Here is a 14,125-nt window from a genome sequence, read left to right on the forward strand (position 1 = left end):
TCGCGGTCTGGACGTGGCCGCGGGGCCGGTCGCTCTGCTACCCACGGGAGTGACACGGGTCACGGACGGCGCACGGGTGCCGACGATCAGGGCCGAGGTACAGGGCCGAGGTACAGGGCCGACATACAGGGGGAGAAACGAGATGGACGACCTGCTCGGGGACCACACGTGGGTCACGGACGGCGGACTGGAGACCGACCTCATCTTCAACCGGGGCGTCGACCTGCCGGAGTTCGCGGCGTTCCCCCTCGCCGCGGACCCCGAGGGCCGCCGCACCCTGCTGGACTACTACACCGGGTACGCCGCGATCGCCCGGGCCGCCCGCGCCGGGCTGCTGCTGGAGTCCGCCACCTGGCGCGCCAGCCCCGACTGGGCCGAGCGGCTGGGGTACGGCCCGGCGGCGCTCGACGCCGCCACCCGCGAGGCCGTGACGGTGGTGCGCGAGGCGTGCGAGGCCTCGGGGGCCCGGCACGTGCTGGCCTCGGGGTCGGTCGGGCCGCGCGGCGACGGGTACCGCTCCGGCGGCACGGACGCCGACGAGGCCGCCGAGTACCACCTGCCGCAGGTGCGCGCGATGGCCGCCGCGGCCGCCGACCTCGTCCACGCGATGACGATGACCGGCGCCGCGGAGGCGATCGGCGTCGCCCGCGCCGCCCGCGAGGTGGGGCTGCCGGTGGCGGTCTCGCTCACGGTCGAGACCGACGGCACCCTGCCGGACGGTCAGCCCCTGGGCGAGGCGCTCGCGGCGGTCGAGGCGGCGGCCGCGCCGGACTGGTTCGGCGTGAACTGCGCCCACCCGAGCCACCTCCTCGCCGGGCTCGACGGTGGGGCGTGGCAGCAGCGGATCGCCTTCTTCCGGCCCAACGCCTCCACCCTCTCCCACGCCGAGCTGGACGAGAGCGAGGAGCTGGACGCCGGTGACCTCGATCTCCTCGCGGCCACGACCGCGCAGGTGCGCGAGCGGACCGGCGGCGTCCGCGTGCTCGGCGGCTGCTGCGGCACGGACGCCCGGCACGTCGCGGCCCTGTGGGACGTCGCCTCCTGGGCGGTGTGAGGCGACCGGTCCGCACCGGGGCGGGCCGGGTGTTCCGCCGCCCGCGGCGACGCAGGACGCTGTGCCCATGAGGTGCGGTCGGTGGGTGCGTCGGACGAGGCGAGCGGCATGAGCACGGCGGACACCGTGCGCGAGCACGCCCGCGAGGCCGGGGACTCCCCGGTGGTGGAGTGGGGCGCGCGTCTGGGCTACGCCGCCAACGGCGTGCTGCACCTGCTGCTGGCGTGGCTGACGTGGGAGATCGCCGAGGGCACCTCCGGCGACCAGGCCAGCCAGTCGGGTGCGCTGGCCGAGCTGGCGCGCCAGCCCGGCGGCCAGCTGGCGCTGTGGGTGCTGGTGGCCGGGTTCGCGCTGCTCGCCGTGTGGCAGCTGACCGAGGCGATCGTCCGGCGGCGTGCCGGCGACAAGGCCAAGGCCGCGGCCAAGCTGGTCGGCTACACCGCGATCGGCTGGACCGCCGCCGTCTTCGCCGCCGGGGGCCGGAGCTCCTCGAACCGGACGACGTCGGACTTCACGAGGATGGTCATCGGCTGGCCGGCCGGTCAGTGGCTCGTGGGCGCCGTCGGTGCCGTCGTCCTCGCCATCGGCGGCTACCACGTGGTCAAGGGAGCCCGCCGCGCCTTCCTGCGCGACCTGCGCGAGCACCCCGGCGTCGCGGCGGTCGTCGCCGGGGCCGCCGGGTACGTCGGCAAGGGCCTCGCGCTCGTGGCAGTCGGCGTGCTGTTCATCGTTGCCGCGGCCGAGCACGAGCCCGGCCGGGCCACGGGGCTGGACGGCGCGCTGCGCTCGCTCCAGCAGCTGCCGGCGGGCCAGGTCGTGCTCGGCCTGGTGGCGCTGGGCCTGGCGTGCTTCGGGGGCTACTCGTTCTTCCGGGCGTGGTTCGCCCGGGTGTGAGCCCCGCCGCCGCGCGAGCGGCGCAGCCAGTGCCACGCCAGCCAGACCGCCACCACCCCGTTGAGCAGGCCGGCCACCACGTCGCTGACGTGGTGCATGCCGCGGTAGACGCGGGCGAGCGCCACCAGGAGCGGCAGCAGCAGGAGCACGACGAGACCGACCCGACGCAGCCCCTCCAGCAGCGAGCCGCGCGCCGGGCCGAGGGCGAGGAGCACCACGAACAGTCCCAGGTACAGGCCGGTCGCCGCACCGGTGTGGCCACTGGGGAAGCTGGAGGTCGGGGGCGACTCGTCCAGCTTCGGCACGTCCGGCCGGTCGCGCGCCAGCACCAGGGTCACGAAGAAGAAGACCAGCGCCTGGCCGGAGATCGCCACCAGGGGCACCACCGCGGACCACCAGTGCCCGAACCCGCCCGTGCGGGCGCGCCACCACAGCAGCGCGACCGCCACGAGGCAGACGCCCACGATGGTGATGGTGTTGCCCGCGTAGGAGAACAGCTGGCTGATGGTGTTGCCGGCCCCGGTGCGGTGCTGCACGAACCAGCGGTTCACGCCCTCCTCGGCGCTGCCCAGGCCGGCGAACGGGCCGTCCACGATCAGCCAGCCCGTGCCGAGCAGCAGCCCGAACCAGACCACCAGCGGCAGGGCGACGCGCAGGCCCAGGTCCCGCAGCGCCTCCCCCGCGGACGGCGGCGTGGTGTCGCGCTCCCAGCGATGCAGGTCTCCCCCGCCGCCGGTCTCCGCACGCTGGGCGACGTGGGTGCGCGTGCTCGCGGTGCTCATCGGCGTGCTCCTGTCCGGGCGGAGCCGGGCTGGTCCGCGCCCTGGTCCTCACGTGGGTCCTCGTGCTGGCCCTCGTCCTTGGCAGCCATCGACGGCGTCCACCCGCGGAAGCCGGCGTGCGAGGCGAGCACCAGGCCCGTGCCGAGGACGACCCCGGCGGCGACGTCGGAGGGGAAGTGCGCCCCCAGGAAGACACGGTCGAGGCAGGCCATCAGCACCCAGCCGACGGCGACGAGCAGCGAGACCACCCGACCGCGGCGTGCCAGCAGCGGCCAGAGCAGCAGCACGCAGGTGGTGGCGATGACGGCGGAGTTGAGCGCGTGGCCGGAGGGGAAGCTGTAGGAGCCGAACTGGCTCACCGGGTCGTCCAGCACGGGACGGGCCCGCCGGACGATCTCCTTGGTGGTCACGCCGACCAGCCAGCCGCCCGCCATCGTGGCGGCGGCCCACCAGGCCCGCGTCCGACGGGCGGGGCGGCGGCCGACCCAGAGGCAGAGCGGCAGGCCCACCACCGCGTAGGCCAGAAGCGGCTGGCTCAGCGTCGACCAGACGAGCAGGAAGTCCTTCAGCCACGGGTGCGCCAGCGTCACCGAGGTGGCCGCGAGCACGACGCTGCGGTCGGCCTCGACCAGCGGGGTGAAGGAGGCGTGCACGAGGTAGGCCAGCACCGAGAACGGCACGACCACCACCAGCGCGTAGAGCGCCGCCCACGCCAGGCGTGTGAGCCGGTGTCGCAGCAGAGGGGACATACCTGGCAGATGTATCCACCCGGCGGCGGTTCAGCCTCACCCTCGCAGGTCAGGGCCGCGCCGGCCTCGCCACGCGGTCAGCACTACCCTGACCGCGTGGCCCCTCCCGCGTCCCGTCGCGACCTGTTCACCGGTGCCGCCGACGACTACCACCGCCACCGCTCCGGGCTGCCGCCCGAGGTGGTCTCCCTGCTCGCACCGCTCCTGGGCACGCCGGGTGCGCGTCGGCTCCTCGACCTCGGCACGGGCACGGGGCTGGTCGTCGACGCGCTCCTGCCCCACCTCGACGAGGCGATCGGCGTCGATCCCGAGCCGGAGATGGTCGCGGTCGCCCGACGTGAGGTCGCGGACCCGCGGGTGCGGTGGGCTGTGGCGGCTGCCGAGGACTTCCGCCCGGACGACGGCTGGGCGGCCGAGCTGGTCACGGTCTGCCGCGCCTTCCACTGGATGGACCCGGACGCGGTGCTCGCGCGACTCGCCGAGCACGCCTCGTCCACCGCGACCGTGGCGGTGATGGGCGACGCCAGCGTCTGGACCTCCACGCAGCCGTGGAAGCAGGAGGTGCGGGCCCTGATCCAGTCCTTCCTCGGGGAGCGTCGACGTGCCGGCTCGGGGGTGGGCCCGGCCGACGGCCGCCGCCACGAGGACGTGCTCGCCGCCTCCCCGTTCGGCCGGGTCGAGCAGGTCACCGTGCCCGTGGTGCACGAGCGCAGCATCGACTCGGTTGCCGGCTACCTGCGCTCCACCTCGTTCGCGGCGCCGCGGCTCTTCGGGGAGCGGCTGCCGGCGTTCGACGCCGCCCTGCGGACGCTGCTCGCCGAGCACGCGGTCGACGGCGTCGTCCGCGACGAGAACGTGTTCGGCGTGCTGCTCGCGCGCCGCTGACCACGCCGGGCCGTCCCGCTGGCTGCACCCTCCCGGCACCGCCCGCTGCCGGCAACGCCCGGTCCCGATGGCAGGCTCACGCACCGACGCGGGCCAGCAGCACGGCCTGGTCGTCGACCTCGGAGCCGACGGGGGCCCGCACCATCCGGGCGGTCTCGACGAGACCCGCGCCCGCGCACCAGGAGGCCACCTCGTCGGCGGTGAAGCGGTAGCGCAGCAGGGTCACCTCGTGGCCGTGCCGCCGGTGCGAGGGGGCGGTGTCGCGGGTGCCGGTGCCGGCCTGGAACGCCACGACGAGGTGGCCGCCGGGGCGCAGCACGCGACGGGCCTCGGCCCAGATCCGCTCCTGGCCGTCGCGCGGGGTGTGGATGGTGGAGTACCAGAGCACGACGCCGTCCAGCGAGGCGTCCTCGTGCGGTAGCCGGGTGAGCGGGGCGACCTCGAAGGAGAGGTCCGGCTGGTGCTCGCGGGCCATCGCGATCATCCCGGGCGAGAGGTCGGCGCCCCGGACGGCGAGGCCGCGGTCGGCCAGGTAGCGCGTGATCCGTCCGGTGCCGCAGCCGGCGTCGAGCACGCGTGCACCGGGCCCGACGGCCGCCACGAACGCGTCCAGCACCGCCAGCTCGAGCGGGGTCTCGGCGCGCGTGTCGGGCAGGAGGGCGGCGTAGGTGGCCGCGACCGTGTCGTAGGCGAGCGCGACCGCCTCGGGGCGCTGGTCGGGCTCGGGCACGCCGGGACCCTAGCGCCCGCGCTCCGCGCGGCGCCCGCACCATCACCCGACCGGCCCGCAGGAGACACGTCGCCCGCCGGAGAGCCTTTACTTCCCTGCGCCCACGGGGTAGTCCTGGCTCGACGGCCGCCGGCGAAGGGAACCGCGATGCCCTCGAGCCACAGCACCCCCGGGGTCCACGTCGAGGAGCTGCCGCCGACCGCGCGCACGGTCACGGCCGCGAGCACGTCGACCGCCGCCTTCGTCGACTGGTTCCCCCGGGGGCCGGTCGGCACGCCGGTGCGGGTGACCTCCGTGGCCGAGGCCGCGAGGCTCCTGGGTGGGCTGCACCCACGCAGCGAGGCGTCCTACGGGTTGTGGCAGTTCTTCGCGCAGGGCGGGCAGGTGGCGTGGGCGGTGCGCGTGGCCGACCCGGCCGACACCGCCGCGTCCGTGGACCTGCCGGCGGCCCGCGCCCGCCGTGGTACCGCGCTGCACGTCACCGCCGCGAGCCCGGGCGCCTGGGGGTCGGGGCTGCGCGTGGCGGTGGTCGCGGGCAGCCGGCGGGGCCTGTTCAGCCTGTTCGTCCGGGAGGAGGACGACGGGCGGGTGGTCGCGGCCGAGGAGTTCCGCGACCTCGCCGACCCGGCCGAGGCGGTGGCCGTCGTCAACGTGGCCTCACAGTTGGTCCGGCTGGCCGTGGGGGCCGAGGGCATCCGGTCACCGCGGCGGGGCGCCGCCACGGCGAGCGGCGAGCCGGACGACGGCGCGGCGGTGAGTCCGTGGCAGGCGATGAGCGTGGCGGGAGCCGACGCCCCCGACCCGGTCGACGGCCTCGCCAGCCGGCTGCTCGCGGCGCTGCCCACGCTCGCCGGGCTGGAGCCACCCATCGACCTGCTCTGCCTGCCCGCCACCGCCGGCCTCCCGCCGGCCGAGCAGCGTGCCGTCGTGGAGGCGGCCGTGAGCCTCTGCGCCGAGCAGCGGGCGGTGCTGCTCGCCGACGCCGCCGCGTCCGAGGCCGGTGCCGGCGCTGGTGCTGAGGAGGTGGCGGCGCTCGTGGGGCCGGTGCTGGAGCGCACGCGGGACGCCGCGCTCTTCCACCCGCGCCTGCTGGTGCCCGACCCGCTCGCGCCCGGGCGCTCCCGCAGCGTGGCCTCCAGCGGGGTGGTCGCAGGCGTGATGGCCCGGACCGACGCCGCCCCGGGGCGTCTGGACGCCGGCGGCGGGGCTCGATGCCGGCGTGCACGGGGTCTCCCTGGCCACGCCCGTGAGCGCGGACGACAGCGAGCGGCTCGCCCCGCTGGGGGTCAACACCCTGCGGGAACCGCCAGGCACCGGCGCCGTCGTCGTGTGGGGCGCGCGGACGCTGAGCAGCGACCCCGAGTGGCGCTACCTGCCGGTGCGACGGACGGCCCTGCACCTGGAGCGCAGCCTCGCGGCAGGCCTGGGCTGGGTGGCGTTCGAGCCCAGCACGCCGGCGACCTGGGAGGCCATCACTCTCGCCTGCACGTCCTTCCTGGAGGGGCTGTTCCGCCAGGGGGCGTTCCAGGGCAGCACCGCTCGTGAGGCGTACGTCGTGCGCTGCGACCGGTCCACGATGACGGCGGCCGAGGTCGAGGCGGGCGTGGTGACCGTGCTCGTCGGGTTCGCGCCGCTCAAGCCCGCCGAGCTCGTCGTCCTGCGGCTGCGCCTGCGGGCCGCGGGCGGGAGGTGAGGCCGGTGCCCGCCTTCACCTGGCTGCCCGCCAACCGCGCCACGCGCGGGGACGTCGACGCGGTCTTCGCCTCCAGCACCGCCCAGCGCTGTCGCTGCCAGGGCCTGAAGGCGCCCGGCTGGATCTGGCGCGACACCACGCAGGACGAGCGGGAGGCTGCGCAGGTCGAGCAGACGGCGTGCGGCACCGACGGCCCCACGTCCGGCCTGATCGGCTACCTCGACGGCGAGCCCGCGGGGTGGGTCGCCGTCGAGCCGCGCGAGCAGTACCCACGCATCTGGAGCCGCCGCCAGCCGTGGATGCGGATGGACCCCGAGCTCGAGGGCGTCTGGTCGGTCACCTGCTTCGTGGTGCGCAAGGAGATGCGCGGGCTGCGGGTGATGTACGACCTCGCGGAGGCGACCGTCGAGCACGGCGCCCAGGTGGGCGCCCGGCTCCTCGAGGGCTACCCGATGGAGCCGCCGCCGGGCAAGAAGGTCATCTGGGACGAGGCGTCCGTCGGTCTGCTGCAGGTGTTCCTGCACGCCGGGTACGAAGTGACCGCCTCCCCCACCCTGCGGCGGCGGGTGGTGCGGCGAGCGCTACCGGCTCACGTGGACTTCAGGTAGACGAGGAGCGCGATGGTCGCGGCGCACACCACGACGTATCCCACCTTCGCCGCACCGCGCGGCTGCTCCCGCCGGTACTCCACGGAGACTCCCCAGCCGATGGCGGCCCCGCCCAGCAGACCCACGAAGCCGGACACCCACCCGCCGTAGGCGATCGGGACCAGCACGGCGCCCACCACCCCGAGGATCGCCGCCAGCGCCAGCGGATGAGTGGCCAACCAGGATCGGTTGCGCTCCTGGGTGGGCGACAGGTCGTCGGTCTCGAGGCGCACGGCGCTCCTTCGTGCTGCGGGTCGTGTCGTGGCGGCCGCTGGACGCCGCCGGGCGTCAAGCCCAGCAGAACCGACCGACCGCGGCCTCACCCGGGGCGTAACGCCTCAGAGCGAGCCCGCCCAGTCGATCTCTCCACGGCCGTGCGCGGACAACGCCTCGTTCGTCCGCGTGAAGGGCCTGCTCCCGGCGAAGGGCACGGTCGCCGATGGGTATGACGTCGGGTGGGCAGACCGGAGCACCGTGTGCCCGGTTCCCTCGACCAGCTCCGCCTTGCCGTGGGCGTGGGACCCCCAGAGGACGAAGACCACGTGCTCGGGCTTGGCCGCCACCGCGCGGATCACGGAGTCGGTGAAGGCCTGCCACCCACCGTTGTCCCCCTTCCAGTCGCGGTGGACGGCTCGGTCGGCGTCGCTGCCGGTGCGCAGCGTCAGTGCCGTGTTGAGCAGGAGGACGCCCTGTCGAGCCCAGCCCTCGAGGCTGCTTCCCGTCGGGGCGGGCAGCCCTGTGTCCGCGGCCAGCTCCTTGAAGATGTTCCGCAGGGCCGGCGGTCTCGTGTCGGACGTGGTGGAGAAAGCCAGTCCGTCGGCGTCTCCGGGCGTCGGGTACGGGTCCTGACCGACGATGACGACACGGATGTCGGCGAACGAGGTCAGCTCGAGGGCACGGAAGACCGCCGACTCGGCCGGGACCACGTCGTGCGCCCGACGCTCGGCGTAGAGGAAGGACACGAGCTGCGGCCACAGCAGCGCAGGCAGCTGGGACTGGAGTCGGTCGGCCCAGTCCCGGGGCAGCCAGCCGCCGACCGGAGGCGGCCGTTCCTCCTCACGGACGGAGGCATGCTGTCGCAGCGCCTGAAGCACGGGCTCCCAGTCGCGACCGAGCTGCCCGTCACCGGCGTGGTGCGCTTCCCGGACACGCCAGAACGCCCATGCCCGGAGAAGGTCGACCCCGCACCAGCCGGGGACCCGGCCGTCGCTGTCGAACTCCGCCATCGCCGGAGCGAGCAACCGCTGCAGCTCCCGCGGTTCGGCCAACCGCTCGTAGGCGTTGTAGCCGAGCGCCCATTCCAGCTCTTCCGGTGAAGCCATGACGAGATCATGGCATTCCTGACGTCACGATCGTTGCAGCCTGCGACGCGCGGTTGCGACCGGCTGCCGTGACGTCGGCATGTCCCTGTGCTCCGGGCGAGTGCTCGATATGGTCGCGGGCGATGTCGTCTCCTGCCTCCTCCGTCCTGACCTTCAACCACCTCCTGGCCCTCGCCGGCGTGGACGCCGCCCAGGTGCGCCTGGTGCGACACCAGGACGGGCGGCTGCGGCCAGGTCGCCTGTACGAGGCGTGGCGGCAGGACCGTGGGGCCTTCGAGCGGTACCAGGCGGTGCAGAGCAAGGACCGATTCCCACTCGGTGGGGTCCTGGCCGGGTTCGTCGTCACGGAGGCCCGCAAGACGGTCTTCGTCGGGCTCTACCGGGTGGACGGCGTCAGCACCCGTCCCGACGACAGCACCGACCTCGTCACCGGGCACGACGTCTCAGGCTTCCACGACTACGAACTCACCCTGCTCGACGAGCTGGCCGACTACCGGGACCGCGTCGTCATCGACTGGGGCCCCGGCACCCGCAGCTGGGTGCAGCACGCAGCGAAGCAGCCGAAGACGGTCGTGGAGATCGCCGAGCAGTACGAGCCCCGCTTCCCCGGCTTCCGCGAGTTCGTCCGGCCGATCGAGGACATCCCCACGCTCCCCAACGGCTGGCAGCAGGTGCTGCGCAGCGTGAAGGGCGTCTACCTGCTGGTCGACCGAGATTCCGGCCACCAGTACGTCGGGTCCGCGAAGGGCGCCGACAGCCTGTTCGGACGCTGGCTGCAGTACGCGACCGACGGCCACGGCGGCAACGAAGGGATGAAGAAGGCGGCAGCGCCCGGGCGGCGCAGGTACCAGGTCTCAGTCCTGGAGGTGGTAGACGAGAACACCCCGGACACGACGATCGAGCAGATCGAGTCGTTCTGGAAGAACAAGCTGCTCTCCCGCATCTTCGGCCTCAACGTGAACTGAAGACCACCCGGTCGTGCCTCCGCGGGACGCCGGCGACGTCGGGTGAATCCATGCCGTGGTCCATCGGGATCAGCTGCGTTCCGCCGGAGGCTCGTGCGAGTCCTCGAGGCTGACCAGGATGGCGGTCATCATCAGGTTCGACCGACTCAGGCGCCAACGCGCCCACCACGGCCACACGCCAGCCGCGATCTGAGCCTGCGCCATGGCGTCCGCGGTGCGCCGAACGTCCACGCGACCGTCCTCGCCGCGCACGAGGTCCACGGACGCCGTCGCCTCAGCAGTGCCGGACACCGTCGCTCTGGTTCCTCTGCCGAACACGGATGCACCCCTTGACCTGCTCCCGGTGAAGCATCTCTGACCATGAACGTAGGGGCGCACGAAGTATCCGGTCAAGCGCCTGCACTGTGCATGATCCAGAGCGCCTACCACCGTGCCGAAGTTCGCGACGAATGACCTCAGGGGCGGCAACGACCTGCCCGTGAACGCGCCGGAGCTCGCCGAGGTGAGGCGGCTGACCAGGGCGCTCGACAACCGGCAGGTGGGGCCTCCCCCGATGCTGGACGCGACGACCAGTCCGTTGCTGAGTTCGCACCTCTGTTCAGTCTTCCTGCCGGCACACAAGCTCAGGCTCGATCACGTGTGAACCATTCGTTGCCCCCCCGAGCCCAGGCAGCACGCGATGATCATGCCCACCACGACGACCCAGCGCTGGGCGTCACCGGCCTCGTGGTCGGCTCTCTCCCAGGCGGCGTCAGCCAGCAGGTCGCGCCGGGTCAGCGTCTCGCGGAGGCTCATCGACGCCAGGACGCCGACGAGGCGGCCGGAGAGCGCGTGAGGGGATCGGTCGAGCCCAGTCAGAATCCCGCATTCACGAGGGTCGCCAGAACGTCACGGACTGGTCATTTCCAGGTCGATTCCGTCCACGGCTCCGGTGGCGGAGAACTCGAGAACGACCAGGAAGTCGTCAACACAGTTCGACATGCTTTCCGGCGCTCGAACAGCGGCAACATCCGTCACGGACCACGAGCTGCGGGCGCTCACGCGAGTACAGCCCACCGTGGCCGGCACTCGCGTGCTCACGACAGGGCCTCCACTGGCGAAAGAGGCTTCCACCACAGAGAGGGGCGACACCGGACACCGACGCTCCTGGAAGGTCTTCTGGCCCTCGACACAGCCCTCCCAGGACTCGGGGTCATCGGCCTCGGTGGATGAGAGCACGGCAACCTCGTCACCCGACAACCGGTAGGTGACCTCGTCGGCCCACGTGACCTCCGAGTCGCCTGATCTCGCGAAGGCGACGAACCGCCGAGCCTGATCGGTGAGAGCGCTCCTGTCGACAGCAGCGGGGTCGGACGACCCTTGCTGGGCCTCGCTCGCCGTGGGCTGCTCAGATGCTGCCGAATCAGAGTTGTTCGTGCTGCACGACGTCATCGCGAGCGGGAACGCCACCACGCCTACCAGGACGCGCGACCGCCTCGTCCGTGAATCCAAGCCAGCCGACGAACGCCCGAGAAAATTCATGTGCCGACATTAGGCGGGGCAGCGGCCCCCCTCCCACACCACGCATCACGCCTCGACATTTCTTCAGGGGACTTCGTCACTGTCGAGAGCACGAGAAACTCGTGGCGATGCCGCATAGCGAAGGACGGAATTCCGCATCGACACCGTCGACCCTCGTTTCGCCGCCTGCTGGATGCTCCATGAGCACCGCCCGGGCCGAGCCTCGTGCGGATCAGTCCTTGGCAGGCGCATGCTCCGCGGGCTTCACTGCCCCGGTGGCCACCGTGATCTCCCTGACGACCGGCGTGCGGACGTCCGCCTCACCGGGCCAGAGGACGGTCCGGTGGTCCTCCTGCATCCCGGCACCCCGGTGGCGGCCACCCGGCTGCGGTTCCTCGAGGTCCCCGCCCATGAGCGGGGGCTGCGCGTCCTCGCGATCTCGCGCCCCGGGTACGGCGCCTCCACGCGGCTGCCGGCGCGCGCAATCGTCGACGTGGTCGCAGACACGGACCACGTCCTGCATCACCTGGGTGTCCACCAGTGCGTCGTCATCGGGTGGTCTGGCGGCGGACCCCACGCACTCGCCTGCGCCGCCCGACTGTCCCAAGCCACCGCCACCGCCGTCATAGCCTCGGGCGCGCCATACCCCGCTGGGGGCCTGGACTGGATGACCGGCATGGCCGCGGGCAACGTGACCGGCTTCAGCGCCGCGATCGAGGGTGAGGCAGCCCTGAGGCCGCTGCTCGAGCGAGACCGGCCAGCCATGCTCGACAGCACCGCAGATGACCTGCTCAAGGTCATGGCAGAAGGCGTGGCCGAGGTCGACCGCTCCCACGTGACCGGCCCCCTCGTCGAGGACCTCCTCGCCAGCAACCACGTCGGGCTCCAGGACGGAGTCGACGGTTGGTGCGACGACGCCCTGGCTCTGGTTCGCGACTGGGGGTGGAGGTTCAGTGAGATCCGCACGCCGACGACGCTCTGGCACGGCCAGGACGACCGACTCGTCCCCTACTCCCACGGGAGATGGCTCGCCGATCACGTCCCCGGCGTCACACCACATCTCCTGCCGGACGAAGGACACTTCTCGATCGTCTCGGGACGGATGGGCGAGATCCTCGACGAGCTCCTGCGCATCGCCTGACCGCAGACGGGCTGGCGATGCCCCACGCGCCTCGCCGGGGGATTTGCACGAAGCTGGCACACGGCGAATCCCGCCGTGTCGCCCTATCCGTTGGCGCTGACCTGGATTCGCCGACTCCAGGTTCCCGAGTACGCCTCCTGTCCATCAGGGCGTCTCGGTACTTCACGTCGTTGGCACGAACGAAGGTCGCAGTACCAGTGATCCTGATCCACGTGGCGGCGGGAAGGCAGCTCAGGGGAACGACCACCCGAGTACGCTCCGTGTCGGCCGACCATGCAGACTCGGTGGACCGCTCCGACGGGCGTTGGCTTGGCGCTTACTGCATTCAGTGCGGCCGGACCGGCGTGTGCTTATTACGGAGTGGAGCAGACTTGTTGAATCGCTACCGCAGACTATGGTTGATAGTCGGCATTATTGCCTCGCTGGCAGCATTGGTAGCGCTATTGCTTGCTATTTCTTTGTCGCACAAATTTTACGTGAGCGCCGCCTTGGCGGCATCTGCAGGTGCGACCGGCATCTATGGATGGCGGTCGTCGCGAGATATGGAGCAGTAGGCGCAGGAAGGTCGCCAACTCTCTTGCGCACCGCAGAACGGCCAGACCACCAGGGCCACCTTGCAGCCCCCCGGTTGGATGCCGCTCCTGCTTGAGCCTTGATCCACCGGCCGGGTCGGCGGGCGTGAGAGTGCAGTAGAACGAGAAAGGGTCCGCTGCACGGATAGAGGACACCTTCGAGTCCCGCAACCCGATCCGCTTGCGAGCCCCACTTGACCATGCCGCACGGGGTCCCTCCGCGAGACCATCCCTCGTGTGCATCAGCTAGAGGTGTCGGGACGCGAAAAGGTGGTGCGGACTCGGATCACCTGGGTCAGTCACGAGTTGCCGCGACAAACCGACGCTTCGAGCGACTGCGATGGAGCCTGGGTTGTTCTGGGCGACGCGCGCCACCACTGCGCACCGCGGGACTGTGGACTGCACGTTGGCGATGACTGCACGAACCGCTTCACTGGCATAGCCGTGGCCCCATGATGAGGGATCGAAGCGGTAGTAGAGATTGAGAACCGGCTGTCCCCCGATCGTCTGGTGCTTGGCACCTGCGAATCCGATGATCTCCCTTGAGCCAGCGAGTTCGACGGCGGCGTACCCAAACCCATGCGCCACCCAGTGGGACCGCCACGCCTCAAGAAGGCGCTGTGCATCTTCGGGGTCGACCATTCGTCCGTCTGGGTTGTGCTCGTATGTGAGCACGTTGCTGTGAATCGCGAAAAGCCGGTCGACATCCTCGGGCCTTGGGCTACGGAGGACCAGCCTCGAAGTAGTTGCCCACGGCACATCAGTCACGGGCACAAGCATGATGCGTCCGGCGCAATCTCCCCGTCGGGACGCACCCAAAGGTGCACTTCGACTGGTCCCGATAGGCGAAGGTCCAGTGACGGCGTTCGAACATCTGCCGGACGGTGGCGGATCTGCCTGTGCGCGGATGCCCGGATCAGGGCTGGTAGACGATGCGGAAGCGGTAGTCGAGTTCACGTCGGAGGCTGCGGATCAAACGGGCCGCTTCTGCGTCGATCCTCGCAGTCGCCGGACCTTGGGACGCCCGACCCCACTCCACGATGTCGCTCGCGAGTTCTTGACTAACGCTCCACTCGCGAACCAGTTCGTCGCCGTCGACGAAGATCAGGCCGTCCTCGCTCCACAAGGGGACATCGACACCGTCCTCAGACATGAAGCGGATCAACGACCCCTCGCTCGGCCCTTCCCAGG

At 72.0% G+C, this 14,125-nt stretch carries 19 protein-coding genes; 8 read left to right on the plus strand and 11 right to left on the minus strand.

The annotated features are described in order from the left end of the window. The first annotated feature begins 142 nt into the window (after positions 1-142). A complete protein-coding gene (locus tag M8330_RS02325; RefSeq protein ID WP_250826016.1) occupies positions 143-1,054 on the plus strand; it encodes a homocysteine S-methyltransferase family protein in 912 nt (303 codons plus the stop codon). A 108-nt stretch (positions 1,055-1,162) separates the two neighbouring features. Next, positions 1,163-1,948: a DUF1206 domain-containing protein gene (locus tag M8330_RS02330; RefSeq protein ID WP_250826017.1), complete on the plus strand. Its 786-nt coding sequence runs from the start codon at positions 1,163-1,165 to the stop codon at positions 1,946-1,948. Here M8330_RS02330 and M8330_RS02335 read toward each other — a convergent pair. Beyond that, positions 1,912-2,730, minus strand: a complete 819-nt coding sequence (locus tag M8330_RS02335) for a phosphatase PAP2 family protein (RefSeq protein WP_250826018.1) — start codon at positions 2,728-2,730, stop codon at positions 1,912-1,914. The genes M8330_RS02330 and M8330_RS02335 overlap by 37 nt on opposite strands. Next, a complete protein-coding gene (locus M8330_RS02340; protein WP_250826019.1) occupies positions 2,727-3,479 on the minus strand; it encodes a phosphatase PAP2 family protein in 753 nt (250 codons plus the stop codon). Before M8330_RS02340 ends, M8330_RS02335 begins: the two co-directional genes overlap by 4 nt. A 96-nt stretch (positions 3,480-3,575) precedes the next feature. On the opposite strand from M8330_RS02340, the gene M8330_RS02345 reads away from it, so the two are divergent. Further along, complete coding sequence (locus tag M8330_RS02345; RefSeq protein WP_250826020.1) at positions 3,576-4,364, plus strand: class I SAM-dependent methyltransferase; 789 nt, start codon at positions 3,576-3,578, stop codon at positions 4,362-4,364. 76 nt (positions 4,365-4,440) lie between these two features. Here the strand turns inward: M8330_RS02345 and M8330_RS02350 are convergent, their stop codons facing one another. Beyond that, positions 4,441-5,094, minus strand: a complete 654-nt coding sequence (locus M8330_RS02350; protein WP_250826021.1) for a class I SAM-dependent DNA methyltransferase — start codon at positions 5,092-5,094, stop codon at positions 4,441-4,443. Between the two features lie 699 nt (positions 5,095-5,793). Next, positions 5,794-6,174: a hypothetical protein gene (locus tag M8330_RS02355; protein WP_250826022.1), complete on the minus strand. Its 381-nt coding sequence runs from the start codon at positions 6,172-6,174 to the stop codon at positions 5,794-5,796. A 298-nt stretch (positions 6,175-6,472) separates the two neighbouring features. Here M8330_RS02355 and M8330_RS02360 point away from each other — a divergent pair, with 298 nt between their 5' ends. Next, on the plus strand, positions 6,473-6,787 hold the full coding sequence (locus tag M8330_RS02360) for a hypothetical protein (protein ID WP_250826045.1): 315 nt from the start codon (positions 6,473-6,475) through the stop codon (positions 6,785-6,787). Positions 6,788-6,792: 5 nt separating this feature from the next. Further along, on the plus strand, positions 6,793-7,395 hold the full coding sequence (locus tag M8330_RS02365) for a hypothetical protein (protein WP_250826023.1): 603 nt from the start codon (positions 6,793-6,795) through the stop codon (positions 7,393-7,395). Here M8330_RS02365 and M8330_RS02370 read toward each other — a convergent pair. Together M8330_RS02370 and M8330_RS02375 are read right to left on the minus strand one after the other, a co-directional pair. Further along, entirely contained in the window at positions 7,377-7,667 is a 291-nt protein-coding gene (locus M8330_RS02370) for a hypothetical protein (RefSeq protein ID WP_250826024.1), read from the minus strand. The genes M8330_RS02365 and M8330_RS02370 overlap by 19 nt on opposite strands. Before the next feature lie 105 nt (positions 7,668-7,772). Further along, positions 7,773-8,756 (minus strand): uracil-DNA glycosylase, encoded by a 984-nt coding sequence (locus M8330_RS02375; protein ID WP_250826025.1) that lies wholly within the window; start codon positions 8,754-8,756, stop codon positions 7,773-7,775. A gap of 122 nt (positions 8,757-8,878) precedes the next feature. Between M8330_RS02375 and M8330_RS02380 the strand changes: the two genes are divergently transcribed. Further along, complete coding sequence (locus tag M8330_RS02380; RefSeq protein ID WP_250054660.1) at positions 8,879-9,721, plus strand: GIY-YIG nuclease family protein; 843 nt, start codon at positions 8,879-8,881, stop codon at positions 9,719-9,721. 69 nt (positions 9,722-9,790) lie between these two features. Here the strand turns inward: M8330_RS02380 and M8330_RS02385 are convergent, their stop codons facing one another. Continuing rightward, positions 9,791-9,982, minus strand: a complete 192-nt coding sequence (locus M8330_RS02385; RefSeq protein ID WP_250826026.1) for a hypothetical protein — start codon at positions 9,980-9,982, stop codon at positions 9,791-9,793. A gap of 169 nt (positions 9,983-10,151) precedes the next feature. On the opposite strand from M8330_RS02385, the gene M8330_RS02390 reads away from it, so the two are divergent. After that, positions 10,152-10,364 carry a hypothetical protein gene (locus M8330_RS02390; RefSeq protein WP_250054664.1) on the plus strand — a complete coding sequence of 71 codons (213 nt, stop codon included), beginning with the start codon at positions 10,152-10,154 and terminating at the stop codon, positions 10,362-10,364. On the opposite strand, the gene M8330_RS02395 is transcribed toward M8330_RS02390, so the two are convergent. Continuing rightward, positions 10,355-10,516, minus strand: a complete 162-nt coding sequence (locus M8330_RS02395; RefSeq protein ID WP_250826027.1) for a hypothetical protein — start codon at positions 10,514-10,516, stop codon at positions 10,355-10,357. The two genes, M8330_RS02390 and M8330_RS02395, sit on opposite strands and share 10 nt — an antisense overlap. A 93-nt stretch (positions 10,517-10,609) precedes the next feature. Continuing rightward, positions 10,610-11,170 carry a hypothetical protein gene (locus M8330_RS02400; RefSeq protein WP_250826028.1) on the minus strand — a complete coding sequence of 187 codons (561 nt, stop codon included), beginning with the start codon at positions 11,168-11,170 and terminating at the stop codon, positions 10,610-10,612. Between the two features lie 301 nt (positions 11,171-11,471). Here M8330_RS02400 and M8330_RS02405 point away from each other — a divergent pair, with 301 nt between their 5' ends. Next, complete coding sequence (locus M8330_RS02405; RefSeq protein ID WP_250826046.1) at positions 11,472-12,362, plus strand: alpha/beta fold hydrolase; 891 nt, start codon at positions 11,472-11,474, stop codon at positions 12,360-12,362. Between the two features lie 818 nt (positions 12,363-13,180). Here the strand turns inward: M8330_RS02405 and M8330_RS02410 are convergent. Continuing rightward, complete coding sequence (locus tag M8330_RS02410) at positions 13,181-13,702, minus strand: GNAT family N-acetyltransferase (protein WP_250826029.1); 522 nt, start codon at positions 13,700-13,702, stop codon at positions 13,181-13,183. A 148-nt stretch (positions 13,703-13,850) separates the two neighbouring features. Further along, a partial coding sequence (locus M8330_RS02415; protein ID WP_250826030.1) for a hypothetical protein occupies positions 13,851-14,125 on the minus strand: 275 nt, incomplete at its 5' end.

The sequence above is a fragment of the Nocardioides bruguierae genome, from assembly GCF_023656415.1.
In the GTDB taxonomy this organism is placed as follows: domain Bacteria; phylum Actinomycetota; class Actinomycetes; order Propionibacteriales; family Nocardioidaceae; genus Nocardioides; species Nocardioides bruguierae.